General features: G+C 64.5%; 20 protein-coding genes, 1 tRNA gene and 2 pseudogenes. 15 read left to right on the top strand and 8 right to left on the bottom strand.

The annotated features are described in order from the left end of the window. A pseudogene (locus tag AB4099_RS33090) lies at positions 1-282 on the top strand (HlyD family type I secretion periplasmic adaptor subunit); the annotation flags it as partial. Between the two features lie 47 nt (positions 283-329). On the opposite strand, the gene AB4099_RS33095 reads toward AB4099_RS33090, so the two are convergent. Further along, a complete protein-coding gene (locus AB4099_RS33095) occupies positions 330-1676 on the bottom strand; it encodes an amidase (RefSeq protein ID WP_441481202.1) in 1347 nt (448 codons plus the stop codon). Between the two features lie 1240 nt (positions 1677-2916). Here AB4099_RS33095 and AB4099_RS33100 point away from each other — a divergent pair. From AB4099_RS33100 to AB4099_RS33165, 14 genes and pseudogenes are all read left to right on the top strand, one after another. Continuing rightward, the gene (locus AB4099_RS33100) at positions 2917-3321 is read left to right on the top strand and encodes an Hsp20/alpha crystallin family protein (protein ID WP_113512066.1); all 405 of its coding nucleotides are present in this window, start codon (positions 2917-2919) and stop codon (positions 3319-3321) included. Positions 3322-3361: 40 nt separating this feature from the next. Then, on the top strand, positions 3362-5773 hold the full coding sequence (lon, locus tag AB4099_RS33105) for an endopeptidase La (RefSeq protein WP_441481203.1): 2412 nt from the start codon (positions 3362-3364) through the stop codon (positions 5771-5773). 137 nt (positions 5774-5910) lie between these two features. Next, the gene (locus AB4099_RS33110; protein ID WP_441481204.1) at positions 5911-6756 is read left to right on the top strand and encodes a hypothetical protein; all 846 of its coding nucleotides are present in this window, start codon (positions 5911-5913) and stop codon (positions 6754-6756) included. Positions 6757-6807: 51 nt separating this feature from the next. Continuing rightward, on the top strand, positions 6808-7635 hold the full coding sequence (locus AB4099_RS33115) for a hypothetical protein (RefSeq protein WP_441481205.1): 828 nt from the start codon (positions 6808-6810) through the stop codon (positions 7633-7635). Positions 7636-8246: 611 nt separating this feature from the next. Then, positions 8247-11330 (top strand): formate dehydrogenase-N subunit alpha, encoded by a 3084-nt coding sequence (gene fdnG, locus AB4099_RS33120; protein WP_441481206.1) that lies wholly within the window; start codon positions 8247-8249, stop codon positions 11328-11330. Positions 11331-11340: 10 nt separating this feature from the next. After that, a complete protein-coding gene (gene fdxH, locus AB4099_RS33125; protein ID WP_113512077.1) occupies positions 11341-12261 on the top strand; it encodes a formate dehydrogenase subunit beta in 921 nt (306 codons plus the stop codon). Then, entirely contained in the window at positions 12245-12940 is a 696-nt protein-coding gene (locus AB4099_RS33130) for a formate dehydrogenase subunit gamma (protein WP_113512133.1), read from the top strand. The genes fdxH and AB4099_RS33130 overlap by 17 nt, the downstream gene beginning before the upstream one ends. Before the next feature lie 68 nt (positions 12941-13008). Continuing rightward, the gene (gene fdhE / locus AB4099_RS33135) at positions 13009-13929 is read left to right on the top strand and encodes a formate dehydrogenase accessory protein FdhE (protein WP_441481207.1); all 921 of its coding nucleotides are present in this window, start codon (positions 13009-13011) and stop codon (positions 13927-13929) included. A gap of 25 nt (positions 13930-13954) precedes the next feature. After that, the gene (gene selA / locus AB4099_RS33140; RefSeq protein WP_441481208.1) at positions 13955-15361 is read left to right on the top strand and encodes an L-seryl-tRNA(Sec) selenium transferase; all 1407 of its coding nucleotides are present in this window, start codon (positions 13955-13957) and stop codon (positions 15359-15361) included. Beyond that, a complete protein-coding gene (locus AB4099_RS33145) occupies positions 15348-16097 on the top strand; it encodes a tetratricopeptide repeat protein (protein ID WP_441481209.1) in 750 nt (249 codons plus the stop codon). Before selA ends, AB4099_RS33145 begins: the two co-directional genes overlap by 14 nt. Continuing rightward, positions 16094-17908 (top strand): annotated as a pseudogene (selB, locus tag AB4099_RS33150) (selenocysteine-specific translation elongation factor); the annotation flags it as partial. The gene AB4099_RS33145 and the pseudogene selB, both read left to right, overlap by 4 nt. 111 nt (positions 17909-18019) lie before the next feature. Further along, a tRNA-Sec gene (locus tag AB4099_RS33155) sits at positions 18020-18115 on the top strand. Between the two features lie 15 nt (positions 18116-18130). Continuing rightward, the gene (locus AB4099_RS33160) at positions 18131-18601 is read left to right on the top strand and encodes a hypothetical protein (protein ID WP_113512104.1); all 471 of its coding nucleotides are present in this window, start codon (positions 18131-18133) and stop codon (positions 18599-18601) included. Beyond that, complete coding sequence (locus AB4099_RS33165) at positions 18588-18968, top strand: hypothetical protein (RefSeq protein WP_441481210.1); 381 nt, start codon at positions 18588-18590, stop codon at positions 18966-18968. Before AB4099_RS33160 ends, AB4099_RS33165 begins: the two co-directional genes overlap by 14 nt. Before the next feature lie 90 nt (positions 18969-19058). Here the strand turns inward: AB4099_RS33165 and selD are convergent, their stop codons facing one another. From selD to AB4099_RS33200, 7 genes are all read right to left on the bottom strand, one after another. Next, positions 19059-20126 carry a selenide, water dikinase SelD gene (gene selD, locus AB4099_RS33170; protein WP_441481211.1) on the bottom strand — a complete coding sequence of 356 codons (1068 nt, stop codon included), beginning with the start codon at positions 20124-20126 and terminating at the stop codon, positions 19059-19061. A 42-nt stretch (positions 20127-20168) separates the two neighbouring features. Beyond that, positions 20169-21269: a transglutaminase-like domain-containing protein gene (locus tag AB4099_RS33175; protein ID WP_441481212.1), complete on the bottom strand. Its 1101-nt coding sequence runs from the start codon at positions 21267-21269 to the stop codon at positions 20169-20171. Beyond that, on the bottom strand, positions 21266-21814 hold the full coding sequence (locus AB4099_RS33180) for a TlpA family protein disulfide reductase (protein ID WP_113512108.1): 549 nt from the start codon (positions 21812-21814) through the stop codon (positions 21266-21268). The genes AB4099_RS33175 and AB4099_RS33180 overlap by 4 nt, the downstream gene beginning before the upstream one ends. A gap of 412 nt (positions 21815-22226) precedes the next feature. Continuing rightward, complete coding sequence (locus AB4099_RS33185) at positions 22227-23207, bottom strand: Ldh family oxidoreductase (RefSeq protein ID WP_441481213.1); 981 nt, start codon at positions 23205-23207, stop codon at positions 22227-22229. Beyond that, complete coding sequence (locus AB4099_RS33190) at positions 23204-24133, bottom strand: hydroxyacid dehydrogenase (RefSeq protein WP_113512113.1); 930 nt, start codon at positions 24131-24133, stop codon at positions 23204-23206. The genes AB4099_RS33185 and AB4099_RS33190 overlap by 4 nt, the downstream gene beginning before the upstream one ends. A 24-nt stretch (positions 24134-24157) precedes the next feature. Next, positions 24158-25207: a YeiH family protein gene (locus tag AB4099_RS33195; RefSeq protein ID WP_441481214.1), complete on the bottom strand. Its 1050-nt coding sequence runs from the start codon at positions 25205-25207 to the stop codon at positions 24158-24160. Positions 25208-25290: 83 nt separating this feature from the next. Then, positions 25291-26481, bottom strand: coding sequence for a UxaA family hydrolase (locus AB4099_RS33200; protein ID WP_113512141.1), 1191 nt, complete (start codon positions 26479-26481; stop codon positions 25291-25293). Positions 26482-26592 lie beyond the last annotated feature (111 nt).

The following is a 26592-nucleotide window of genomic DNA, read 5'->3' on the forward strand; positions in this document are numbered from 1 at the left end:
GCCCGCCTGCGCTTCTCCGCCTTCGCCAAGAACGCGACCCCGGAGCTGCCGGGCAGCGTCAGCCATCTCTCCCCGGCCACCACCCGTGACCCCACCACCGGCGTCAATTTCTACACCGGCGAGATCCAGATCGACGGCGATCTCGTCGCCGCTCTCGGCGACCGCAAGCTCCAGCCCGGAATGCCGGTCGAGGTCTTCATCACCACCGAAGAGCGAACCGCGCTGTCATTCCTGACAAAGCCCTTCGCAGACCATGCCAACAGGATCTTCAAGGAACGCTGAAACGGAGCCCGCCCGAGGGGAGGGCAGTTCTCGCACCTCATCTCGGCCTACTGCCGCAAGGCCGCCTCGACCCCGGCCGCAACGGCAAGCAGGGGGCGATCGCCGCCGGTCTCGCCGGTCAGCATCAATCCGACGGGGGCTTCGCCAAGCTTATGGCAGGGCAGGCTGACCGCGCAGCGATCAAGGAAGTTGCCGAGGCTCGGGTTGCGCAACAGCAGCCCGTTCAGTCGGAAATACTCGGAATCCTCCTGCAGATCGTCCAGACGTGGCGCGATGATCGGGCAGGTCGGCATCAGCAGTGCATCATAGCCTGACGTGAGTGCATCCATTGCCGCGACGATCTCGCGCCGGGCTCGGACGAGATCGAGATAATCGGCGGCGAGCGCCTGCGCGCCACTTGCGATCCGGCTGCTGACGCGGGGGTCGTAAAGCTCGCCCTTCCTTTCGAGCAGGGCACGGTGCCAGGCAAATGCCTCTGGTGCCGCAAAGCCGAATTTGCTGTTTGCCTTGCCGATTGCCGCAAGCGGCGCGAAATCGACATCGCTGATCAGCGCTCCAAGCGCGCTCAGGCGGCTGATTGCGCTGTCGAAAGCGGCGGACACGGTCGCATCCATGCCATCCCTGACGATCTGGGTCGGTATGGCAAGGCGCAGACCAGCAATCGGGCGCGGCAACGGCGGCGCGATCGAATCTGCTGCCAGGATGCCGTCGACGATGGCACAACAGGCCACGCTGGCGCCAAGCGGCCCCAATGAATCGAGGCTACTCGACAACGGGACAACACCATCGAGCGGCACGCGTCGCGCTGTCGGCTTGTAGCCGACAATGCCGCAAAGCGCGGCCGGAATTCGGCATGACCCGCCAGTGTCGCTGCCGAGAGCGACCGGTGCCATGCCATCGGCAACCGCCACGGCGGAGCCTGACGAGCTGCCACCTGGAATGCGGCGCGAAGCCCGATCCCAGGGACTGAGCGGCGTTCCATAATGTGGATTGGCACCGATTCCCGAATAGGCGAATTCGGTCATGTTGGTCCGGCCGATCGGGATGAACCCGGCCGCAATCATGCGTGCGATCGTCGGCGCATGAGCCTTCGCCGGCGCGCAATCGACCAGTGCGCGTGAGCCGGCCATGCTCCGTTCGCCGGCAACGTCGAAGAGGTCCTTCACGGCGAAGGGAATGCCGGCGAATGGACCGGCCGCACGGCCGACACGCCGCAAGCCGTCATGGGCATCAGCCGACGCCCGGGCACTGTCTGCCGAGACCGAGATGAAGGCCCGTCGACCTTCGCCCGCCGGATCTGAGATCCGTTCGAGGCATTCCTCTACCAGCGCGCGGGCGGTGATCGTTCCACCTGCCAGAGCTTCGGCACAATCCTGCAGCGTGCGCATGGTCATCGATTCTCCGAAACAGCCATCATGTCAGCCTGTATCCGGGCTGACGGTCGAAATCCATTCCTGGCGACCGATGGCTCTGCCATGGATTTCGAGGCGCGCGGCCGCGCATCAATCGAACCGGCTCCAAGACCATGAGCCCGTGTCCGGAACGGCTGGGACATCGGCAGGCCGGGGAAGCCGCCAATCTACTTTGGCATATTGCCATAAGTTGCTGTCGTGAATGGCGTTTTTGATCTATCGATCGAGTGGCTTCCTGATCGGATGGCCATTCGGCATGCAAGGACGAGCCCGGATCAGGGGCGCGAGGATCATAGGTTTTGGTTCCATAATATGTCTTATGCGAATCAAAGAGGCGCCCTTCAGGGCACTGATGAAGCCGTCGCCCGATCCGAGCCTGACGGAGCTCAGACCGGATTGTGAGCCATCAGATTGCGGGGTGAACTGCCCTACTGCAGGTATGGGCGGACAAGGCAGCCGGCAGCAGCCGCACTTGCAGCCCGGTCGAACCAATCGGCACCAGCGGGGTACCGGAACGCTTGACGGATCCGGCCACGATCTTGCCCGGTGCATGATGACACTCAGGGAGCCGAAGCCTGACGGGCCTCGCTGAACCATCAAGCTGGCCTGTTCCCGCGCAAACCGGAGCGCCCGACGGGCCTTTCAGGTTTTCTGCTCCTCGAGAAACAGGCGCCTCGAACCAGCTGGCGCTTCGACGGTCGAAACAGGCGGACGAGCTCATCACGTGCGATCCGTGCGCTGCATGGGTTCGAAGGCAGCACGGCAATGCCTGAAACGTGCAATTGCAGCCGCTCACAGCTTGGAAGTCGCCGGAGAAAACATGCCAGTAACAATTTGGTTTTATTGATTTTTTGTGTCGTGACTGGTGTCGCTCGGTTTCGTCGTGTGTCTGCTCGACAGGACGCACTGGTACCGGCGCAACGCCTGGATCTGCACCGAAGAAACCCGGCCACCCAGGGACGCTGGCGCGCGCAGCCGAGAAAGCGGCCCCCTGCCATTCCTGCCTTCATGAGGACCGGAGCCGAAGCCCTGAGCAGGCCGTCTGGTTCCCAGTGACTCCGGGCGAGCAATCCTCCGACGTCGCAGCGGAGCCGCACTCTGCCACCCCTGATCTGGCATCCGAGACGTCCAGCTCATTGCCCAACCTGGTTCATTGCCCAATCTGGCCATGATGCAAGGCTAGGCTCTAAAATGCTGAAGCACCTCAAGCGGAGCTGCGGACATGAGGCGTGACGATCATCAGAGCTGGATGTGGTCGGAAGCGATTGCGATGCTGACACGGGCCGAGCACCTCCACCGACAGTTCTTCCAGCCACGCCAGGCAGCGCAACAGGTGTCCTGGGTTCCACCGGTCGACGTGCTTGAGCTGGAGAGTGAGGTTCTGATCCTCGTGGCCTTGCCGGGGGTGTGTACCGATCAGGTCGAGATTACCATCGAAGACGGCGAGCTGATTGTGGCCGGGCGCCGCACCCTGCCCTCGGAACTCCGGACCGCGGCCATCCATCGGCTTGAGATACCCCAGGGCCATTTCGAGCGCCGCGTTGCCTTGCCCCCAGGACGCTACGCGGCCGTGACGCGCAGCGATGCGAATGGCTGCCTGGTGCTCAGCTTGCGAAAATCGGTCTGACGTCGAGAGCTGTTCGGGAGCAATTGTCTGGGAGGTATTCATGGCTGCTGAGGATGGAAAGCTGGAAACCGGGCAGCCGGCAGCATCGCCCGCGCATCCCGCTGCGCCTTCGATCGTGCCTTCCGACGCCCTGATCATCGTCCCTGTCCGCGATATGGTTCTCTTCCCCGGCACGGTATTCCCGCTCACGATTGGCCGAGAACGTTCGGTCCTTGCCGCCCAGCAGGCGCTTCGCGAAGAGCGACCGGTCGGCATTCTGATGCAGCGCAACCCCGAGATCGAGAATCCGGCGTCGACCGATCTGCACCGGGTGGGCACGGTCGCCAATATCCTTCGCTATATCAACACCCCGGACGGCAGCCATCACCTTGTCCTGCAAGGGGAGCAACGCTTCAGCCTGGTCGAGTTTGTCGTCGAGAACCCCTTCTTCGCGGCGCGTGTCGTGCGGATCGAGCAACCCGATCTCCTGACGCCGGAGGTCGAGGCCCATACACTCCATCTGCGCCAACAGGCGCTCGAGGCTCTGCAGCTCCTGCCGCAGGTTCCGCAGGAGCTGATGGCCGCCGTCCAGTCGGCCGCTTCACCTACGGCCCTGGCCGATCTCGTTGCCGCCTATCTGGATATCGGAGCCGACGAGAAGCAGGAACTCCTCGAGACCATCGACATCACCAAGCGCATGGACAGGATCTCGCACTTCCTGGCCCGCAGGATCGAGGTTTTGCGGCTGACCCAGGAAATCGGTCGCCAGACCAAGGAATCCCTCGACGCGCGCCAACGCGAAGCGATTCTGCGCGAGCAGATGGCAGCGATTCAGCGCCAGCTGGGTGAGACGGACGGCAGGGGGCCGGAGGTCGCTGAACTGACCGAAGCGATCGCCCGGGCCGGGATGACGCCGGAAGCGGAAGAGATCGCGCGCAAGGAATTGCGCCGCTACGAGCGCATGCCGGACGCCGCCGCCGAGTCGGGCATGGTTCGCACCTATCTCGATTGGCTGATCGAGCTGCCCTGGGCCCTCCCCGAGGAGAAACCGATCGATCTGGTTGCCGCTCGCCAGATTCTCGACGACGATCATTTCGGGCTCGACAAGATCAAGCGTCGCATCATCGAATACCTCGCTGTTCGGAAGCTCGCTCCGGGAGGCAAGGCGCCGATCCTGTGTTTCGTCGGCCCGCCCGGTGTCGGAAAGACCTCGCTCGGTCAGTCGATCGCACGGGCCATGGGGCGTCCTTTTTCACGCGTGAGCCTGGGCGGTGTCCATGACGAGGCCGAGATCCGCGGCCATCGCCGAACCTATATCGGTGCCCTGCCCGGCAACATCATCCAGGCGATCCGCAAGGCCAAGGCGCGCAATTGCGTGATGATGCTCGACGAAATCGACAAGATGGGCCGGGGCATTCAAGGTGATCCTTCCGCTGCCATGCTGGAAGTGTTGGACCCGGAGCAGAACGCGACTTTCCGCGATAACTATCTCGGCGTCCCGTTCGATCTCTCCCGCGTCGTGTTCCTTACCACCGCCAACATGCTCGACACGATCCCCGGGCCGCTCCTCGATCGCATGGAGATCATCAGCCTCTCCGGATACACCGAAAGCGAAAAGCTTCAGATCGCGCGGCGCTATCTTCTGCGCCGACAGTTCGAAGCCAACGGTCTCGCGCCTGAGCAGGTCGAGATCGACGACGGCTCGTTGCGCCGGATCATCCATGACTACACCCGCGAAGCCGGCGTGCGCGGCCTCGAACGTGAAATCGGCCGGGCGCTGCGCCACGCGGCGGTGCAGGTTGCCGACGGCAGTGCCACGCTTGTGCGCATCGGGGCCGACGATCTCACGGCCATCCTCGGCCCGCCCCGTTTCGAGAATGAGGTCGCCATGCGCACAAGCGTGCCCGGCGTTGCCACGGGGCTGGCCTGGACGCCGGTTGGTGGCGACATCCTCTTCATCGAGGCGACCCGCATTCCCGGCAGGGGCAGCCTGATCCTGACCGGCCAGCTCGGCGACGTGATGCGCGAGAGTGCCCAGGCCGCTCTCAGCGTGGTCAAGAACCGTGCCTCATCATTGGGTATCGACTCTGACGTGTTCGCGGATAGCGATATCCATATCCACGTCCCCGCGGGCGCCACGCCCAAGGATGGGCCGAGCGCGGGTGTCGCGATGTTCACCGCGCTGGTTTCGCTCCTGACTGGTCGTACTGTGCGAAGCGATACCGCCATGACAGGAGAGATCAGCCTGCGCGGGCTGGTTCTGCCGGTAGGCGGCATCAAGGAGAAGGTGGTCGCGGCCGCAGCTGCCGGGCTCACCCGCGTCATGCTGCCAGCCCGCAATCGCCGGGATTTCGAGGACATTCCGGACGATGCCCGCAGGAGGCTCGAATTCATCTGGCTGGAAAAGGTCGATGACGCGATGACGGCCGCGCTCGAGGCCAAGCCCGCGGAACAGGCCGCCGCTGCGGAGTGAGGAGGTCATCAGGCGACGCCGCGGCCCTCCCCCCGATTTCGCGGGGCCGTTTCCACCTGTACCCTGGGTCGGTTAACCCAGCGTAAGGAGTGCGGTAGTGAGTATCTCATCGCTCGATGGGATGGCTGAGGCGAACGATGTCGTTCGGAAGGAAACAGCAGCACGAGCCTGGCGTGCCGGAGGCCAGCCACGTGGTCGCCAAAAGGGCTGGGCGCGTCGCCAATGCCTTGCTCATTCTTGTCCTGGTGCTGCCGATCGTGACCGCAGCGAGCATCTTCGTATCCGTGAATTTTCATCTCTGGCGCTCGACGCCGTCATTCGATCCACTGCTGACAAAGATCGAAACCGCGCAGCGTGCGAGCGGCGTCGTCTCAGGTGACGACGCCGAGGCGATGAAACGGCTCTTCCAACGCCTCGAGGGCATGACCGCACAATCTGCCGAGGCCAGGAATACCGACATGGTGCATGTCGTCTTCCTCACCGTCAGTGCGGCCGAAACGATCGCGGTGACCTCTGAGGCGCCGGCCAAACTCCCGGGCAGATCGGACCCGCAGGCCATTGCCCTGGACCTGTCCAACATTGGCGCGTCTGCCGTCGTCCTCATCGCCGACAGGCCAGCTCTATGGCAGATCAGTGGAGCACTCCCGAGCCAACGGGCGAAGATTGGCATCGAAGGACCGTTTGCGTTTGATCTCGCCGGAGCCAGGGATGGACTGCTCGCGGGGTTTCGCGTCGGCGCCTTCGGGGCCGGGGACGTGGCAAGCCCGGGAGACTATTCCGGCTTCCAAACGGATCGAGCCCGGCAGCGACTGGTCTGCAAGGCGCTGGACAGATGGCAGCGCTATTTCGACATCTCCAGAGAGAATTTGCGCGTCTGGTCCACTACGAACGCACGCCGGATCGAGATCGGCCAACGAAGCGTGAAGGCGGATTCACGCGTTGATCCGGACGGGTATGGCGCAACCAGCGTCTGCCCTCGATAGGGGCGTCGACATTGCGCGATAAGACAACACGAATGCAGTGGGATCGAGACTATGTCGTTCGGTAAGAGGAAGCTTCCGGCCGCTGATCCGCAACGCCGCAACTCGGACACGCAGGCAAACTACCGCGGAACCGCGGCCGGGAGCGGCACTCTCGGCATAGGCCTGGCCGACATCGCAATCGGCGTCGTCGCCATTCTGGCAAGCTTTTCTGGCGCCTATTTCCTGCTGGGGCGAAGCTCCAGCCCCCCGCGCCCTACTGCTCCTGCCGTTGTTGCGAGCATCGGTTTCGATCCCGCTCCGGTTGCTCGGTCCTACAACAAGCAAGGAACGGTGCCGTTCATTGTCGGCCAGTCCTGGATGATGACACTTGTGATGGAGCAAACTCCCGATGGCTTCGATGCGATCGACAGCGAGCTGCACGAACGGTGCATGAAGCCCACGAGCAGAGATGCGGCGGCCTACGCGGAAAAACGCGGGCAGACATTCCTGGGACCCGAGAAAGGAGCGGAATTCCTCGCGTGCACGATGCGCATTTACAAGAACCGGTTCTGCGACGACCAGTACCGCAAGCGCTTGGTCGCACGGCTGAGCGAATTCGTTCGCGCGCGGCGCGAACACATTTCCCTTGTAAAGAATGTCCGCGAAAGCGACATGGGTCGAATGATTGTCGCTGTCGATAGTGCAAACAGAGGCAGCGGCACTGACGTTACCTCGGGCTATCAACCTTCTGCCTTTGTGCCGGAGCCGCTCGCCGAACAAATCCGCCTCTTGTCGCGAGCCGGGTTCGTCACTCAGAAGGATGTCACCGGCCTGTTCAGCTCCACCCCGGATGAATTGAAGCCCTATCTCCAATCCGAAGGCAAAGCCCCTTGCGGGTAGCCCGAACCCGTCAGCACGGCGCGAAATCTCAGGGCGATGGCAAGGCTCCCGCACGTTGGTTGGAGTACCGCTGCGATGGGCCAGGCCTCAACGCAGTGCGTCCACGCCGCAGATTTCGCCGCTACATGATTCGATCTGCCGCGTCCCGAACCTGACGCAGGGGCGGCCGATGATCGGTGTCGCAAGAACTGGCGCGGTTCCCGGACCGGCAGATTGACGCAGGCGCTCGGCAACGCGACCCGAAGGTTATCCGAACATTTGTAGAAATCGGACGATAATCGAGCAATTCGACCAATATTTAGGCAGGCCTTCGCTCGGCTTGCGCCAGGTCTCGGATGTTTTCAGTCGTTGCTCAGGGAGGTACGTAGGGTCATCCCTTGTTTTTTCAATATAATCTCAGGTGATTGGCATCAATCAGCCAATGGCACTCTAAAGCACTGATCGATACTCTAAATATACGGTGTGAATAATCTGCAGGACGATGAAATAGCGCCGTGGCCGCGCACGCGCTGGGCGCCCAGTTTCCCGGAAGTCATCTTGACGCCGTCGGCCCAGAGTTTCACTATTCCAAAGAGAACAAAGGCGAGTATGTCGCCTTCTGGGAGGTCCGGATGCTTCAAGAGCTATCGCGCCGCCAGTTTTTGAGAGGCGCAGGAACGGGACTAGCCGGAACAGCCATAGCCGCGCTGGGGTTCGGGGAGTCGGAGCAGGCGCTGGCCCAGGCCGTGCGCCCCTTCAAGTTGGCGCAAACCACCGAGACGCGAAACACCTGCCCCTATTGCTCCGTCGCCTGCGGCGTCATCATGTATGGCTTGGGCGACAAATCGAAGAACGCCCATTCGGCGATCATTCATATCGAGGGCGATCCGGATCACCCGACGAATCGCGGCACCCTTTGCCCCAAGGGCTCGGCCCTGCTCGATTTCGTCCATGCCGAGACGCGCACGAAATTCCCGCAATATCGCGGCCCCGGCCAACGTGACTTCAAGCGCATCAGCTGGGGGGAGGCGCTCGACCGCATCGCGCGGCTGATGAAGGACGACCGCGACAAGAACTTCATCGCCACCAACCAGGATGGCGTGACGGTCAATCGCTGGTTGTCCACCGGGTTCCTGGCAGCCTCGGCGACGACCAACGAAACCGCCTTCATGACCTACAAGGTGGTGCGAAGCACCGGGATACTGGCGTTCGACAACCAGGCGCGCGTTTGACACGGACCGACGGTGGCCAGTCTGGCCCCAACATTCGGTCGCGGTGCGATGACGAACTCCTGGACGGACATCAAGAACACCGATCTCGTCGTCATCATGGGCGGCAATGCCGCCGAGGCGCATCCTTGCGGCTTCAAATGGGTCACTGAAGCGAAGGCCCAGCGAGGCGCGAAACTGATTGTCGTCGATCCGCGGTTCACGCGCTCGGCATCCGTCGCAGATTTCTATGCTCCGATCAGGCAGGGCACGGATATCGCCTTCCTCCTGGGGGTGATGAAGTACTGCATCGATAACGACAAAATCCAGCACGATTACGTGCGCGCCTTCACCAACGCGCCTTATCTCGTGAAGGAAGGCTTCGGCTATCAGGAAGGCCTGTTCACCGGGTACGACGAAGCCAAGCGCGATTACGACCGCTCAAGCTGGGAATACGAACTCGGTCCGGACGGTTACGTGCAGATCGATGAGACGCTGCAGCATCCGCGAAGCGTCTACCAACTTCTGAAGACCCACATCGCAGCCTATACGCCGGAGATGGTTGAACGCATCTGCGGAACGCCGAAGGACAAGTTCCTGACGATCTGCAAGATGATCTCGGAGACATCGGCGCGCGACAAGGTCATGACGTCGATGTATGCGCTGGGCTGGACCCAGCACTCCAAGGGCTCGCAGAACATCCGCTCGATGGCGATGCTGCAGCTGCTGCTCGGCAATATCGGCGTGCGTGGCGGCGGCATGAATGCGCTGCGCGGCCACTCCAACATCCAGGGCCTGACCGATATCGGCCTGATGTCCAACCTGATCCCCGGCTATCTGACCCTGCCGACGGACAAGGAGGTCGATTTCACGACCTATATGAGCACACGCGGTTTCAAGCCGCTGCGCCCCAACCAGATGAGTTACTGGCAGAACTACAAGAAATTCATGGTGAGCTTCCTGAAGTCGATGTGGGGCAATGCGGCGACGCCGGAAAACGATTTCGCCTATCAATGGCTGCCGAAGCTCGACGTGCCGGGCTACGATGTGCTGCGCACCTTCGAACTGATGAACCAGGGGAAGGTGAACGGCTATTTCTGCCAGGGCTTCAATCCGCTGCTGTCCTTCCCCAACCGGGGCAAGGTCACGGCTTCGCTCTCCAAGCTGAAATTCCTCGTCGTGATGGACCCGTTGCAGACGGAGACATCGCGTTTCTGGAAGGACGAGGGCGTCTTCAACGACGTCAAGCCCGAGGCTATCCAGACCGAGGTGTTCGAGCTGCCGACGACCTGCTTCGCAGAAGATGAGGGCTCGCTCGTCAACTCCGGCCGCTGGCTGCAATGGCACTGGCCGGGCGCCGAACCTCCCGGCGAGGCCAAGAGCGACACCTGGATCATGGGGCAGCTCCATCTCCGCTTGCGGGCGCTCTACCAGAAGGAAGGCGGCGCCTTCCCTGACCCGATCCTCAACCTACACTGGCCGTATCGGGTACCAGACGATCCGATGCCGGACGAATTGGCGAAGGAGATGAACGGCTACGTCGTCTCAACCGTCACCGACCCGATCGATCCGAGCAAGATCGTGCTGGAGAAGGGCAAGTTGGTCGATACGTTCGGGCAGTTGCGCGATGACGGATCGACGGCCTGTGGCTGCTGGATCTATTCGGGTTCCTGGACGGAGCGGGGCAACATGATGGCCCGCCGGGATACGAGCGACCCCGGGAATACCGGCGCCTATGCCAACTGGGCGTTCGCCTGGCCAGCCAACAGGCGCATCCTCTATAACCGCGCCTCCGCCGATATCGACGGAAAGCCGTGGGATCCGAAGCGCAGGCTGATCGAGTGGAATGGCAGCAGCTGGACCGGGTTCGACGTGCCGGACATCGCGCCGGCCGCCAAGCCGCGGGACGTCGGCCCCTTCATCATGAATCCCGAGGGTACCGCGCGGCTGTTCTCGCGGGGCATGATGAAAGACGGCCCCTTCCCGGCCCATTACGAGCCGTTTGAAAGCCCGGTTACCAATGTCATGGCGCCCAAGATCCGGGGCAACCCTGCCGCTCGCATCTTCAAGGACGATCTGGCGGCGCTGGGCACTTCGGACAAGTTCCCTTATGCGGCGACATCCTACCGGCTGACCGAGCATTTCCATTTTTGGACCAAGCATGTCTGGGTCAATGCGGTGCTGCAGCCGGAGTTCTTCGTCGAGATCAGCGAACAACTGGCCGCGGAGAAGAACATCCAGCCCGGCAGCTGGGTGAAGGTCTCGTCCAACCGTGGTTCCGTGCATGCGAAGGCCGTGGTGACCAAGCGCATCAAACCGATGATTTGCGACGGCAAAACGGTCCACATCGTCGGCATCCCGCTCCATTGGGGCTTCACCGGTGCGGCAAGGAAGGGGTTCGGCCCCAACAGCCTCACTCCGTTCGTCGGCGACGCCAACATCGAGACGCCCGAGTTCAAGGCGTTCCTGGTGAATGTCGAGCCGAGCAACGGGCCGGTCACGAGCTGAGGAGGCGGCGATGGCAGGATTGCAGAGTCAGGACTTCGCCCGCATCTCGGCCACGACCTTCAGGCCGCCGGATGTTCGGCATGATTTCGAGGTGGCGAAGCTCATCGACGTCTCGAAATGCATCGGCTGCAAGGCATGCCAGGCGGCATGTCTCGAATGGAACAACCTGCGCGAGGAGGTCGGCTTCAACATCGGCGTCTATGACAACCCGCACGATCTGACGCCGAATACCTGGACGCTGATGCGTTTCACCGAATGGGAGAATGCGGAGAGCGGCAATCTGGAATGGCTGATCCGCAAGGATGGGTGCATGCATTGCGCCGATCCGGGCTGCCTCAAGGCCTGCCCCGCCCCGGGCGCCATCGTGCAGTACAATAACGGCATCGTCGACTTCGTTTCGGAGAACTGCATTGGCTGCGGTTATTGCGTGAAGGGTTGCCCCTTCAACATCCCGCGCATCAGCCAGACCGATCACAAGGCCTATAAGTGCACGCTCTGCTCCGACCGGGTCTCGGTTGGCCAGGCGCCGGCCTGCGCTAAGGCCTGCCCGACCGGTGCCATCGTCTTCGGCACCAAGGAGGCGATGCTGAACTATGCCGAGGGCCGGATCACCGACCTGAAGTCGCGCGGCTTCAAGAATGCCGGCATCTACGATCCACCGGGCGTCGGCGGCACGCATGTGATGTATGTGCTGCACCATGCCGACAGGCCGCAACTCTATGCCAATCTTCCGCAGAACCCCCGGATCAGCCAGGTCGTCGAACTGTGGAAGGGGCTGACCAAATATACCGGCATGGCTGTCGTGGGGTTCGCCGCCATGTTCGCCTTCGTCCATGCAACCGTCGCAAGACGCAACGATGTCAGCCGTGCGGAAGATCGCGAGGCCGAGCATCTGATCGACGAGGAGGCAGCCCGTGGCCGTGAGGCGTGAGGAGGAGCGCACGACCGTCGACCGCTACCCCGGCCGCGTGCGCGTCAATCACTGGGTGACGGCGATCTCGCTGATCCTGCTTGCGCTCAGCGGGGCCGCCCTGTTTCACCCGTCGCTGTTCTTCCTGTCGAGCTTCTTCGGTGGGGGCTCGAATACACGGATGCTGCATCCGTGGATCGGCGTGGTGCTGCTGCTGAGCTTTGCCATCCTGTTCGTCCAGATGGTCCGCTACAATTTCTGGACCCGTGTCGATACGGAATGGATGCGCCATATCGGCGACGTGATGGCCGGTCGCGAGGAGAATCTCCCCGAAATCGGCAAGTATAACGGAGCGCAAAAGCTCGTCTTCTGGCTGATGACTCTGATGATCCTCGTCCTGTTCGGCACAGGTCTGATGATCTGGTATGAGTATTTCGGCACCAGCTTCACGATCGAGCAACAGCGCTTCGCCCATATCGTGCACGCGCTGGCGGCAATCGCGATGCTGTTGGTCGTCATCGTCCATATCTATGCCGGCTTCTACGTGCGCGGCACGATCAACGCGATGACGGAGGGCAAGGTGACGGGGGGCTGGGCCTTCCGGCATCATCGGCTCTGGCTCCGGCGCGAAGCCCGCAAGGGCGTCATCGACGAGCGGCAAGTGCCCCCGCGCCGTCATGGCGTGGGCCCGGCCGAATAGGATTTCGCGGGGCCGCTTCGGCTGCTCCGACTCGACGTAGCCCGTGCGGTTCGTGAGGTTGATGCTTGATGAGTGACAACCAGGATTTTGCGACCTTCGAAGATGTCGGCATCGCCGAACGCGACAAGCCCCCCTTCATCCGGCTTCCAGAACCGCGCTCAATGTTCGGGCTGCGCGCCATGCGCTTCGCAGCCCTGGCTCCGGGCCACCAGCTCCAGCCTTATCTGGCCTTTCTCGCGGCGCTCTCAACCGCCCAGGAGCAGCTGGCAGGCGTGACCGCTCCGCCGTCGATGCCATCGCTGGCCGAACAGCGGAGCCGCGCGGCCAACGCGATGCCTCTCCTGCCGCGTACGGAGTTGGCCGCGGATCAGGCGACGTCTGCATGTTTTGCAGAGCTTCTCGTTTTGCTCGGAGACGTCATCATGCCGGATCTTGCTCGCGCCGCGCTGAACCGGGCGAAGGAAACGAACACCGCCGACCGCATTAGCATGTTCACAGCCGTGCTCGACGACGCCGTGCCTGCAGAGACCACCGCCGAACACATCTTCGCGGCAGCGGCCTTGCAAGTCGTTGCGGCCCAGCGCGCGGCAATGCTCGACGCCACCCTGCCCCAGCCTGTCGCTGACGGCGTTTGTCCGTGCTGCGGCGGCCCGCCTGTCGCGAGCGCAGTCATGGCCACGGCGAACATCGAGGGTGTTCGCTATGTCCAGTGCTCGCTTTGCGCAACGCAGTGGAACCATGTCCGGGTGAAATGCGTCTCCTGCGGCTCCACCAAAGGCATCACCTATCAGGCGATCGAAGGGATCGGTGACACGATCAAGGCAGAGACCTGCGACGAGTGCGGGACTTACCTGAAGATCCTGAACCAACGGAAGGATGCGGAGTTGGAGCCAGTGGCCGACGATGTCGCGAGCCTCGGCCTCGACCTTCTGGTCTCGGAAGCAGGATGGCGCCGCGCCGGTGTGAACCCCTTCCTGCTCGGCTACTAATCATGCGTCTCCCGGAGGGAGCCTGATGAACCGACCTGAACGCTTCCGCCCGCCATCGGTGGATGAGGTGCTGCGCAGCCCGCATTGCGAGCTCGCCCTCGCGCGCCACGGCCGACCGGCGACCACGCAGGCTGTCCGTCAGGTTCTGGAGCGGATGCGGCGGGCCGAACTGCCCCACCCTGCCCCCGTCAAGGCGATCGCCGAGCGCGCGCTGGCTTTCCTGGAGGATCGGGAACGGCCGTCGCAACGACCGGTCATCAACCTCACCGGCACGGTGCTGCACACCAATCTCGGTCGCGCCCTGCTGGCCGAGGAGGCGATCGACGCCGTCATCGCGGCCATGCGCTCGCCGACCAACCTCGAATACGACATCGAGGCCGGCAAGCGCGGCGAGCGCGACGCGCATGTCCGCGACCTCGTCCGCGAACTGACGGGGGCCGAGGACGCGCTGCTCGTCAACAACAATGCCTCGGCCGTGCTGCTCGTGCTCAATACCTTCGCTCGGGAACGCGAGGCCATCGTCTCGCGCGGTGAGCTGATCGAGATCGGCGGCGCCTTCCGCATGCCCGACATCATGGCGCGTGCCGGCGCGATCCTGCGCGAGGTCGGCACGACCAACCGGACCCATCTGCGCGATTATGCCGAGGCGGTCGGCTCCGCGACAGGGCTGATCATGAAGGTCCATACATCGAATTACATGGTGCAGGGCTTCACCGCTGCCGTCGAGCCCGCAGAACTCGCGGCGCTGGCCCATCAGCATGACCTCCCCTTCGTCGATGATCTCGGCTCCGGCACGCTGATCGACCTCGCGCGCTGGGGGCTGCGCCATGAGAAGACCGTGCAGGATGCGCTGAAGGGTGGCGCGGACCTTGTCACCTTCTCGGGCGACAAGCTGCTCGGCGGGCCGCAGGCCGGCTTCATCGCTGGCCGCAAGGAACTGGTGTCTCAGCTGGCGAAGAACCCGCTCAAGCGCGCCCTGCGCCTCGACAAGCTGCGCCTTGCTGCGCTTGAAGCCACGTTGAAGCTCTATCGCAACCCCGACCAGCTGGCCGACAGGCTGCCGACGCTGCGGCTGTTCACGCGCCCTGCAGCCGCGCTGCGCAGTCTGGCCGAGCGCGTGCGGCCGCACGTCGCCGACGTGCTTGGCTCGGGCTGGATCGTCGAAATCGCCGATTGCTCCAGCCAGATCGGCTCAGGCGCGCTGCCGCTCGAAACGCTGCCGAGCGCTAGCGTTACGATGAAGCCCTCCGGCAAGGCCTCCGGCGCAGGGCTGGACAGGCTCGCCGCTGCTTTTCGCGCCCTGCCCCTGCCCGTGATCGGGCGCATCGCCCAGGGGGCGCTGGTCTTCGACCTGCGCTGCCTCGAAGACGAGGACGCCTTCATTGGTCAATTGCGTGCGTTGAAGCCAGAGACCGGCGATGCCCTTGCTTGACCGCCTCCTCCGTCGCGACCGGGCGCCGTCGGCCGACACCGCTACGGCGATGGCTGCCGCCTCCGCTGCGGTCGAGCGCGGAGATTACGGTGCGGCTCTGGCGATCTGGGGTCCGCTCGCGCATGCCGGTGTGGCGCGCGCCCAGAACAATATCGGCGCCTGCTTCGCCGAGGGACTGGGCGTCGAGCCCGATCCGGCGCTCGCGTTGCGCTGGCTCTCGCTCTCGGCCGAAGGCGGCGATCCGGTCGGCCAGCGCAATCTCGCCGCCCTGCATTTCAAGGGCGACGGCGTCGCGCAAAGCGACGCCGAGGCGGCCCGGCTCTACCGGCTCGCGGCCGAACAGGGTGATGCGCCGGCGCAGGACATGCTCTCCTGGATGCTGCTGGAGAGCGGCGATGCGGCTGATCTGCCCGAGGCGCTGCGCTGGGCGGAAGCCGCGGCCGGGGCCGGGATTGCTGCCAGCATGACCCGGCTCGGCATGATGCATCACGAGGCGCTCGGCGTAGAGCGGAACCCGGTGCTGGCGGCGCAGTGGTGGCAGCGCGGCGCCGAAGCGGGCGACGCCGACGCCAAGGCCATGCTCGGCGCCGCGATCCTGCTCGGCCAAGGCGTCGCGAAGGACGCTGCCCGCGCTCTCGGCCTTCTGCTTGACGCCGAGCGCGGCGGCAGCCTGCTCGCCGCCCCCTTCATCAAGGCAGCGCGCGCGGCCGTCGCGCCCGAAGAGGCCGCGCCATGATCATCGGCACGGCGGGCCATATCGATCATGGCAAGACCTCGCTGGTGAAACGCCTCACCGGCGTCGATACCGATCGCCTCAAGGAGGAGAAGGAGCGCGGCATCACCATCACGCTCGGCTTCGCCTTTTGGCCGCAGCGGGATGGCCGGATCATCGGGTTCATCGATGTGCCTGGTCACGAGAAATTCGTGCACACAATGCTGGCCGGCGCCTCCGGCATCGACCTGCTGCTGCTCGTCGTGGCGGCCGATGACGGGGTGATGCCGCAGACGCGCGAGCATGTCGACATCGCCCGCTTGCTCGGCATTGGCCAAGCCGTCGTCGCGATCACCAAATCCGACCTCGTCGAAGCGGCGCGCCTCACCGAGTTGCACAGCGAACTCGGCATGTTGCTTGCTGACACGACATTCCCTGACGCACCGATCCTGCCGGTCTCGACTGTGACCGGGGCGGGTATCGCCGAGCTTGCCGCGCTGCTGAGCGGACGAGCCCAGTCCTCGCATATGCGCCGTGGCGATGGCGCCTTCCGCCTGGCCGTGGATCGCTGCTTTACACTCTCCGGCGCCGGCACGGTCGTCACCGGTACGGTCCTCTCCGGAGCAGTTGCGGTCGGCGACGGCATCATTGTCTCCCCCTCGGGCATCCCGGCACGCGTGCGCTCGATCCACGCCCAGAACCTCCCCACTGAGCGAGGAACTGCCGGCGATCGCTGTGCTCTCAATCTCGCCGGGTCGGAGATCTCAAAGGACGCGATCCATCGTGGCGACATGATTGTCGCTCCGCATCTGCATGCACCGGCCACGCGGATCGACGCCGAGCTCACCATCGTCGCATCCGAGAAGAAGCCGCTGGCGATGTGGCAACCGGTGCGGCTGCACCATGCGGCAACCGAGGTGGGCGCCCGCATCGTCCTGCTTGGCGGCGAGATCGCGCCCGGCGCGACGGCGCTGGTACAGCTCGTGCTCGACAGCCCGATCGCGGCGGCCACGCTTGATCGCTTTGTGCTGCGCGACACCAGTGCCTCACGGACGATCGGCGGTGGCCGCTTCCTCGACTTGCGTGCGCCGGAGCGTCGGCGCCGAAGCCCGGAGAGGCAAGCCCAGCTGTTCGCCCTTGCCGAGACCGACGACGCGGAAGCGCTGGCAAGGCTGCTCGACGAGCCGCCCTATCATGCCGAGCTGGAGGCCTTCGCGCGTGACCGCGCTCTGGGGCCCGGGCAGTCTGAGGCACTCGCGGCCAGGCTCGGCCTTGTGCCAATCGGTGCTTCGGTCATGCTCCCGCAGAGCTGGGAGAACCTCTCCGGCTCGGTGATCGAGATCCTGACAGCCTATCACGCCGACTACCCCGACCAGCCGGGAATGGGGCTGGAAAGGCTGCGGTTGGCCGTGACGCCGCGCTTGCCCGCTGCCGTCTTCCGCACGGCGTTGACCCGGCTGGCGCACGCCGGTGAACTCGTCGTCATCGGTTCCTGGATCAGGCGGCCCGAGCACGAGGTCAGGCTGACGCCGCAGGATGAGGCGCTCTGGGCACGCGTGGGGCCGTTGATCGGGAGGGGCGAGCGCTTCCGCCCGCCCCGCGTACGCGATGTCGCTCAGATCCTCGGTTGCCGAGAGGAGGATATCCGACGCCTGTTCCGCCTTGCCGGGCGTCGCGGCGACGTCCACGAGGTCGCACTTGACCACTTTTTCCTGCGCGATACGGTCGCTGAAATGGTCGGCATCGCGGCAGATCTCGCGGCTGGGAATCCGGCCGGGTTCAACGCCGCGCAGTTCCGCGACAGGCTCGATAACGGCCGCAAGGTCGCGATCCAGATCCTCGAATTCTTCGATCGCCATGGCGTCACCATCCGCCGCGGCGATCTCAGGCGCATCAACCGCCAGCGGATCGACCTGTTCGGTCCGCTGGCGGTTGATGCGTCGAATGGAGGAGAAGCGTCCCCGGTGGGGCGTCCGGACTTCAAATCCGGGAGGGGCCGTCAGACGGTCTCTGGTGGGTTCGACTCCCATTCTCTTCCGCCAGCTCACTGAGGCGCCATGACCGAAGATACAGAAGCACTGGGCCTCGACCTGATAGCGGTCTTCGAGCAAGCGGCTGAAGCTGCCCGGCGGGCCGAGGACTCGTATCGCCGCGAGGCGGCCATGCGGATCGAGGTGCTCGCCCGCGAGCGCGCCAACGCCTTCCGCAGGCTCAACCTCATGCGCAACACGACCAAAGCCATCGCCGAGGCCGAGGACCCTGACAAGGCGACCGCGCGCGCCAGGTTCATCGTCGCCGGAACGCTCGGCTGGGACGAGATCGGTCCGCGGCAGGGGCTCGTCCTCGACAGGCTGATGCCGGTCTTCGAGGCGATACAGGACGAGATGAGAGCAAGTGAGGGGCCGCCCGGTCCAGGCTCGCAGGCCGCCCTGCTCGCCTTCGAGGACTGGTACCAGGAGGAGACCGGCACGGAGTTCTACGCTCTGTTCGAGCGCTATATGCCGGAGACCCCGCGTGTCGACTTCTAAGGGGCTGGGTACCGATTTCGACGCCTGGCTCGCCAAAGCGTTCAAAAAGGGCCCGTTCACGGCGCTGATCGTGCTGGTCCGCATTGTCGAGCCGAAGGTCGAGCCGCTGCGCTCCACCTATGTCCATGTGATTGGCGACGAGATCGACTGGGGCGACATCATCCTGATGTTTCGCAGCGCTGGCGTGAGCTGGGATGCCGTCGCGTTCTTCCCGACCCGCGCAGAAGAGGGCGGCCCGCTCGACGATGCGCTCGCCCGCATGCGTTTGCGCTCGCTGGAAGACGGTTTGGAGCGCGACCGGCTGCTCCTGAACCACGGCGAACTCTTTGACGTCTGGGGGCGCCGGATGCGGGTCGACGAAAGCTAAGGCGTCGGCCCGAATTGCCGTTTGCGGGAAGGCCGATGCAAACGCAGAAGGTCAGATCGTCGGAACGGATGTCGGATCCGGTCCGACGATCTAGCTGACGATCACCAGCGCGGGGCCGGCCTCGACTGTTCCGACGATGCGGGCCGAGGGATATCCAGCGGCCTTCACCATGGACAGAAGCTCCTTCGCCCTCCCCGCCGCACAGGAGACCAGGAGACCACCTGAGGTCTGCGGATCGGTCAGCAAATGGCGCTGCCAGTCCGGCAGTCCGGCCGGTAATTCGACGCCCTCGCCATAGCTCGACCAGTTGCGGTGCGAGGCACCCGTCACGCGCCCGTCGCGTGCCAGCTTCTCGGCCTGCGAAAGGAAGGGCAATTCAGCCAGCCGTAGCCGCAAGGTCGCCCCCGACCCGCGCGCCATCTCCAGCCCATGCCCAAGAATGCCGAAGCCGGTGACGTCGGTGATCGCATGGACGTCGCCATCCCCAGCCAGTTCGGCGCCGACGCGGTTGAGCAAGGTGGTCGAGGCGATCATCTCGTCATAGGCGGCCTTTGGCAGCAACTCCTTCTTGAAGGCCGCCGAATAGATCCCCACGCCCAATGCCTTGGTCAGGATCAGCACATCGCCCGGCCGCGCACCGCTGTTCCTGCGCAGGTTCGGCAGCTTCAACAGGCCGATCACTGCAAGTCCGTAGATCGGCTCGGGTGCATCGATGGAGTGCCCACCCGCGACCGGAATGCCGGCCTGGGCGCAGATCGAGGCCCCGCCTTTCAAGATTTCGCGCGTCGTCTCGATCGGCAGCTTGCCGAGCGGCATGCCGAGGATCGCTAAGGCCATGATCGGCTTGCCGCCCATGGCATAGACATCCGAGATCGCATTGGTCGCGGCGATCCGGCCGAAATCATGCGGGTCGTCGACCATCGGCATGAAGAAATCCGTCGTCGCGACGACGCAGGTCTCATCGTCGATCTGCCAGACCGCTGCATCGTCGCCGGTCTCCGTGCCGACCAGAAGCTGACGGTAAGGCCCTGCCGCAGGGTGGTCCGCAAGCAGTTGCTGCAGGACCGACGGCGCCAGCTTGCAGCCGCAGCCGCCGCCATGTGCCAGGCTGGTCAGGCGGGGGGGAGCGGGAGTGTCAAGTTCGATCGTGTCGCTCATGGTCCAGTCTCCAGAAGAGCAGCGCCCCATTCGCCTCGCCGACTAAGCCGTGATCTCGGCCGACCTGATCGTGTACTTGAACGTGTCGGCATCGAGACAGTCGAGCAACGCGCCAGCGATTTCAGCCTGCGGATACATCAGGAATGGCACCTTGTGGCGCGAGCCCGGCAATTCCAGGTCATGAGCCATGTTGTAGCCGAGCCAGTTGCCCTCCCAGGCGCCGAACAGCGTCCTTCGTGCGGCCACCACCTTGGGCGTGTCGATTGCATTGTTCCCTGGCGGCTCCTCCAGGACGACCTTGCGCACATCGGCGGGATCGGTTGCGACCCAACCATAGCCATCGAGCCACACCTCGGCTCGGCAATGCTGCGCCTTGGTGATGGTCGCGGAACCGGCACCGAGGCTGGCATAACCGAACTTCGACGGCGCGACGCGAATACCGTAGATGTCGCGGGCCGGGATTCCCGCGGCACGTACCAGCGCGACATAGAGCGCGTTCAGGTCCGCACATTTGCCGCCGAGATTGCCGGTGCGCAGCATCGAGGCGACGTCGCCGGTACCGCAGCCGCGTGTCCTGGCGTCACGGAACGTGTTCACGACAACCCATTCGTAGATCGCCCGCGCCTTGTCGAGGTCGCTCGCCTTGCCGGCAATCGCCTTCTCGGCAGTCTCCTTGACGATGCCGTCGGTGGGCATCAGCTCGGTCGCCTCGAGATAGAGTCTGCGCTCGGCCGCGCTCAGAATTGGCGCCTGGGATCTTGCGCCGAGATCCTCGGCCCGGTCGCGCAGCGAAAAACTGCTGCGAACCTCGATAGCGGACGCTGCCTCACCGTCCTTGAAGACAACATGCAGCAACTGCGCGCCATATTTTGGATCACTGACGACCTCCGCCGAGGCAGCGTTGCCCTGCCAGGTGTTTTTGCCCCACCTGATCCATTCGTCCTTCTGCACTGACGGCAGCGGAATCCAGGCCTGTGCCCTGCCCTTCGCCGGCAATTCGAGACGGGTCAGCACCTCGAACTCGCGCCAAACACCGGGCGTAGGTGCAAAGACGGCGTCCTGGGCAAGGACGCGCTGCGGAGCCACAAGCCCCGCGGCTGCGACCACGGCACCGGTTTTCAGCACGTCACGACGCGTGATCATCGGGTCTCCTCCCTGCTCTGGTTTCCATCGATCGCCTGTACGGCCGGCGCACCGTCCTTGCGCTGCGACAGTTGCGTCAGCGCGCTGATGACGACCGGCCCCGTCCAGTCGAGCGGCTCTTCGGCCTTCAACGCGGGGCTCAGGTCGCGATTGAGCACGAAGCTCGTCGGCAATCCCTCAACATGCCAGGCCTTCATCGTGCTGCGGTCGCGGTCCAGCAGGATGGGGAATGAAACCGGGCGCTCGCGGAAGAAGGTCCTGACACGGGCATCGACCTCGCCGACATCGACGGCCAGGATCGTGAGCTGGACCGGCTGCTGGCCCGCGAGTGCGTTCAGCGACGCCATCTCCTCGATGCAGGGCGCGCACCATGTCGCGAAGAAGTGGACGATCACGGGACCGCCGCGCAGCTCCGCCAGATCGATACGAGCGCCATCGAGGCGGTCGAGAACGAGTGTCGGGGCGGTTTCGGCAAACCAAGGCTTGAGCTCTTCAGCCGAGCCCGACGTGCTGGCGAGCACCAGCGACGAGGCGATCAACAGCACCCGCCAGGAGCGCCTTTGACCGGCATTCAGTCGATGAGCGCCCCGAAACTCGGGAGCCGTGACCGTAACCACGCCACATCTTGTCCCAGATGCTCCGGCAAGGTCAATTTCGACTTTCGCCGCGGCTCGTGAAGACTGCGCGTCCGGGCGAAGACGTGGTCAGGCACAATGCTCCCGACAAGCTGGTGGGCGCACCCACTCGCCGGAAGCCGGAGGCCGAGAGCGGAATACGCACGGCGGCCGACGCTGATCGGGATCGCGCGTGGCGGCGGATTCAAATATTCGCGCATCCCGCTCGCATATCGCGGATCTAACGGATCGGCCCGAAAAGGTGGATTGCGGCTTTCGGGAAAGCCGATGCGAACAGCAAAAGTGAGATCATGCGACCGGATACAAGATCCGATCCCATGAACTAGGCGGAGAGGATTTCCTCAGGGATCAGAATTCCTTCGGCGCGGGCCTTCGCACGCAGGTTCAAGCGCCTCGTCCCCGGCAGGCGCGTGCCCGGCTGGTCCTCGATTGCGTGGGCCAGCAGCTTCATGCGCTCGGCGAACCAGTTGCCGCCCATGCTGGCGGGATCGATCGCGAGGATGAGTTGGCCCGTATCGGGTGGACCGCCCTTGTCGTCGATGAAGGAGGATGCCTGGAAGGCGAAATGCGTGCCGACCAGTGCCGCGGCGAGGATTTCCACCATCATCGCCAAAGTCGCGCCCTTGGCGTCGCCGAGCGGCACCATGGTGCCGGCAATCGCGGCGGCCGGGTCGGTCGTCGGCTTGCCATACGTATCGAGCGCCCAGCCTTCGGGGATGGGCTCACCCTTCTGTCTGGCCGCGACGATCGGCCCGCGCGCGACCTTGCTCAGCGCCATGTCGATGACGACTGGCTCACGCCCGGCGAGCGGAGCGGCAAAGGCAATGGGATTGGTGCCGAAGACGGGCTTCGAGCCGCCCCAGGGAGCCATCGCGCCCGGGGTATTGGCAAAGAGCAACGCGACGAGCCCCTGCTCGGCCAGGCGCTCGACATGCAGCCCGGCAGCGCCGCAATGGTTCGAGCGCCTGATCGGTGCCGCGACGACGCCCTGTGCGCGTGCGAGTTCGGGCAGTTCGCTGACCGCAAGATCGATCGCGGGATAGGCGAAGCCATGGGCGGCATCGATGGCGAGCACGCCGGGCTTCGGTCGCCGGGCGATCGGCACGGCCTGGCCATCGATCTTTCCCGATTTCAGCATGGCCAGATAGGTCGGCACGCGCGTAAGGCCGTGACCCTTCAAGCCGTCGGCCTCGGCCATCACCAGGGCCCAGGCGACGGAGGCGGCATTGGCCGCCGAAGTGCCCGCTGCGGCGAACAGCGCCGCAATTCTGGCTTCAGCCTCCTCCAGAGAAAGGCGGGTCATGTCCGCCCCTCCAGCGCGGCGATGACGCGCTCCGCGACGAGGCCGGAAACACGCCCGTTCGATTCGACGGTATTGCCGGCGATATGCGGAGTCAGGATCAGGTTCGGCGTGCCGGCGAAGAGCTTGGCGCCGCCGCGCAGCGGCTCCTCCTCGAAGACGTCGAGGGCTGCGCCGGCGAGTCTGCCGCTCTTCAGGGCTTCGACCAGCGCGGCCTCGTCCATGACCCCGCCACGCGAGGCGTTGATCAGGATCGCGTCCGGCTTCATGCGCGCGAAGGACGCGCTTCCGATCAGCCCCTTGGTCTCCGATGTCAGCGGCAGGTGCAGGCTGATCACATCCGAGGTCTCAAGCAGGGCATCGAGCTCCAGCCGCTCGACATTGCTCCAGACCGGATCATCGGCTGGAACATAGGGGTCGTAGGCGGCGATGCTCATCCCGAGCAAGCGGGCATGCGCCGCAGCGTCGCGCGCGATGGCGCCGAAGCCGACGAGCCCCATGCGCTTGCCGGCGATCTCGCGGCCGATCAGCTTTGTCTTCGGAAACTCGCCGGCCAGCATGGCTGCATTGGCGAAATAGGCGCCGCGCAACAGGGTCATCGCCGTGCCGATGACATATTCGACAACCGAGAGGCTGTTTGCCCCGGACGCCGGGAAAACCTTGATGCCGCGGCCGGCGCAGGCTTCCATGTCGATATTGTCGAGGCCGACGCCAAGCCGGCCGATGACCTTCAAATTCTTCGCGCCTGCCAGCAGCGCCCCCCTCACCTGTGTCTGGTTGCGGACGATGAGGGCCGGGATGTCGGCGACCAGCCGGGCGAGTTCGTCCGGCTTGCCGAAGAGTTCGGAGTCGTGATGAACCGCGTAGCGGGCACTGAGGCTTGCGACCGCCGCCTCATCCATGAATTCGGTGATGACGATATCGGTCATGGCTCTCCCGCCTTGCGTGGCTGTTCAACCCAATGCTGTCAGGCCGCCGAGGACGAGCCCGAGAATGACGAGGCTGGTCCCGGTGACGACGACAAGATGCCGCCAGCCCAGCCGCACCATCGAGCCGATCGAGGTGCCGAGCCCGAGCGCGGCGATCGCGATCAAAAGCCCCCAGCGCGAGGCCTCCAGCAAGGCCGCGCGCACCGGCTCATAGAACCCGGCCAGTGCCGGCTGTGTTGCAAACGCGCTGTTGACCAGGCAAAGCGCCAGGAAGACGAAGGCGAAAACCGGGACCGGCACCTTGGCATCGCTGGGATGGCCGCCTTCGCGCGCCATCCACCAGCCGACGAGCAGCACCGCCGGAAGCAGCAGGAAGACGCGGAACAGCTTGACGATGACGGCGGCATTGGCCGCATCGTCGGAAACAGACTGACCGGCGCCGACGACCTGCGCGACGTCGTGAATCGAGGCCCCCAGCATGACGCCGGTCTGGGTCGGGCTCAGGCCGAGCCAGACGCAGATCAGCGGGTAGGCCAGCATCGCGATCGTCGCGAGCGCATTCATGGCGATGACCGTGAAGGCGACATCGGCGGCCTTGCCGCGATAATCCGGAAGCACGCTCGCCGTCGCCAGCGCCGCAGAGGCGCCGCAAACCGCGGTCGCAACCCCGGCAAGCGCGCCAAAACCGTGTTCGCGCCCAAGCAGGCGCGCCAGCCAGAAGCCGGAGATGACCGTCACGATCATCGAGAACACGACCAGCAAGGCTGTGGACAGGCCGAGCGCGATGATGTCGCCGAGCGCGATGCGCAGGCCGAGCAGCGCGATAGCCCAGCGCAGCATCTTTTTGACGCAGAACACCATGCCGGCCTGGAACCGGACGGTATTCGCCAGCGGATGCAAGGCCATGCCGATCAGCAGAGCGATGACAACGGCGGGGATGCCGATCTTGCCGCCAAGCCAGGTCTTCAGGACCGGCTCAGCCAGGACCGACGCAATGGCGACAGCGGTCGAGAGCACGATCCCGTCGAGAAGCGGGCGCCAGGCGCTCAGCGGAGAGGATGAGGCGACGGACAAGAACTCTGCTCCGGCTTGCTCTGCCGGACTTCGGCAGGTGGAGGGCGGGCGGCATGGCGCCCGCCCGCCGGTTTAGTGCCCGGTCAGGCCGAGCGATAGAGCTTGGTCATCGAAAACTCGCGATGCCCCAAGGCTTCGGCCGCCGTCATACGCCCATTGGCGGTGCGCACGATATTCTGGATGAGCGCATCGCCGGCCTGCGAAATCGTCAGGTCGCGGCGCAGGATGCCGGAGACGTCGACATCGATATGCTCCGGCATGGTGCGCATCGTCTTGGGATTGCCGGTGATCTTGATCACCGGGACGATCGGATTGCCGATGACATTGCCCTGCCCCGTCGGGAATGTGTGCACGACATAGCCGCCGGCCGCCATCAGGGTCACGCATTCGGCCGCGGCCGAGGAGGTGTCCATGTAGTAGAGGCCGGGGCCCTTGGTCGGCGCTTCCGCCGGCTCGAGGATGTCGATGAACTTGCACTCCCGGCCGATCTTCTCGAGATTGCCGAGCGCCTTTTCCTCGATCGTGGTCAGGCCGCCGGCGATGTTGCCCTTGGTCGGCTGGCTGTCGGAGAGGTCGTCGGTCTTGTGGGCCTCGATCACGTCGTCCTGATAGGCCTTCCACATCTTGTACCAGCGCTCGCCGACCTCCGGTGTCGCGGCGCGGGCCTTGCAGAGATGCTCCGCACCGGTGATCTCGGAGGTCTCGCCGAAGACGCCATAAACGCCGCGCGGGATCCATTTGTCGTACATGTTGCCGACGGTCGGGCAGGAGGAGAGCCCGGTCGTGGTGTCGGATTCACCGCATTTGGTCGAGACCCAGAGCTCCTCGATGCCGCATTTCTCGCGCTGCAGCTCGGTCGCCCACTGCACGAACTCCTTGGCGACATAGGACGCCTTGGCGATCGTGGCGATGTCGCCATGGCCCTCGATGCCGAAGCCGACGACCGGCTTGCCGGTCTTGGCGATGCCGTCGACGACGCGCTTGGTCCAGCCATCCTCGATGCCGATGACGATGACGGCGGCGACATTGGGATTGGAGCCCGTGCCGATCAGGGTGCGGAAATGGACCTCGAGATCCTCGCCGAACTGCAAGCGGCCATAGGCATGCGGGATCGCGAGCGTGCCCTTGATATTATTGGCGACGGCCTCGCAGGCGGCATTGGAGAGGTCGTCGAGCGGCAGCAGCAGGACGTGGTTGCGCACGCCGACGCGGCCATTCTCCCGGCGCCAGCCATGGAACGAATCGAGGCTGCGGCCGGTCGGGCGCTTCACCATCGGCACCTTGAACTCGGGCGCTTCGATCTTGCGGCCCTTGATGCGTCCGAGCTTGCCCTTCACGAGATCGAAATTGGCGACGATCGACATGGCGTTTCCTTCGTTTTCTTG

Source organism: Allobosea sp. 2KB_26, assembly GCF_052115715.1.
Classification (GTDB): Bacteria; Pseudomonadota; Alphaproteobacteria; order Rhizobiales; family Beijerinckiaceae; genus Allobosea.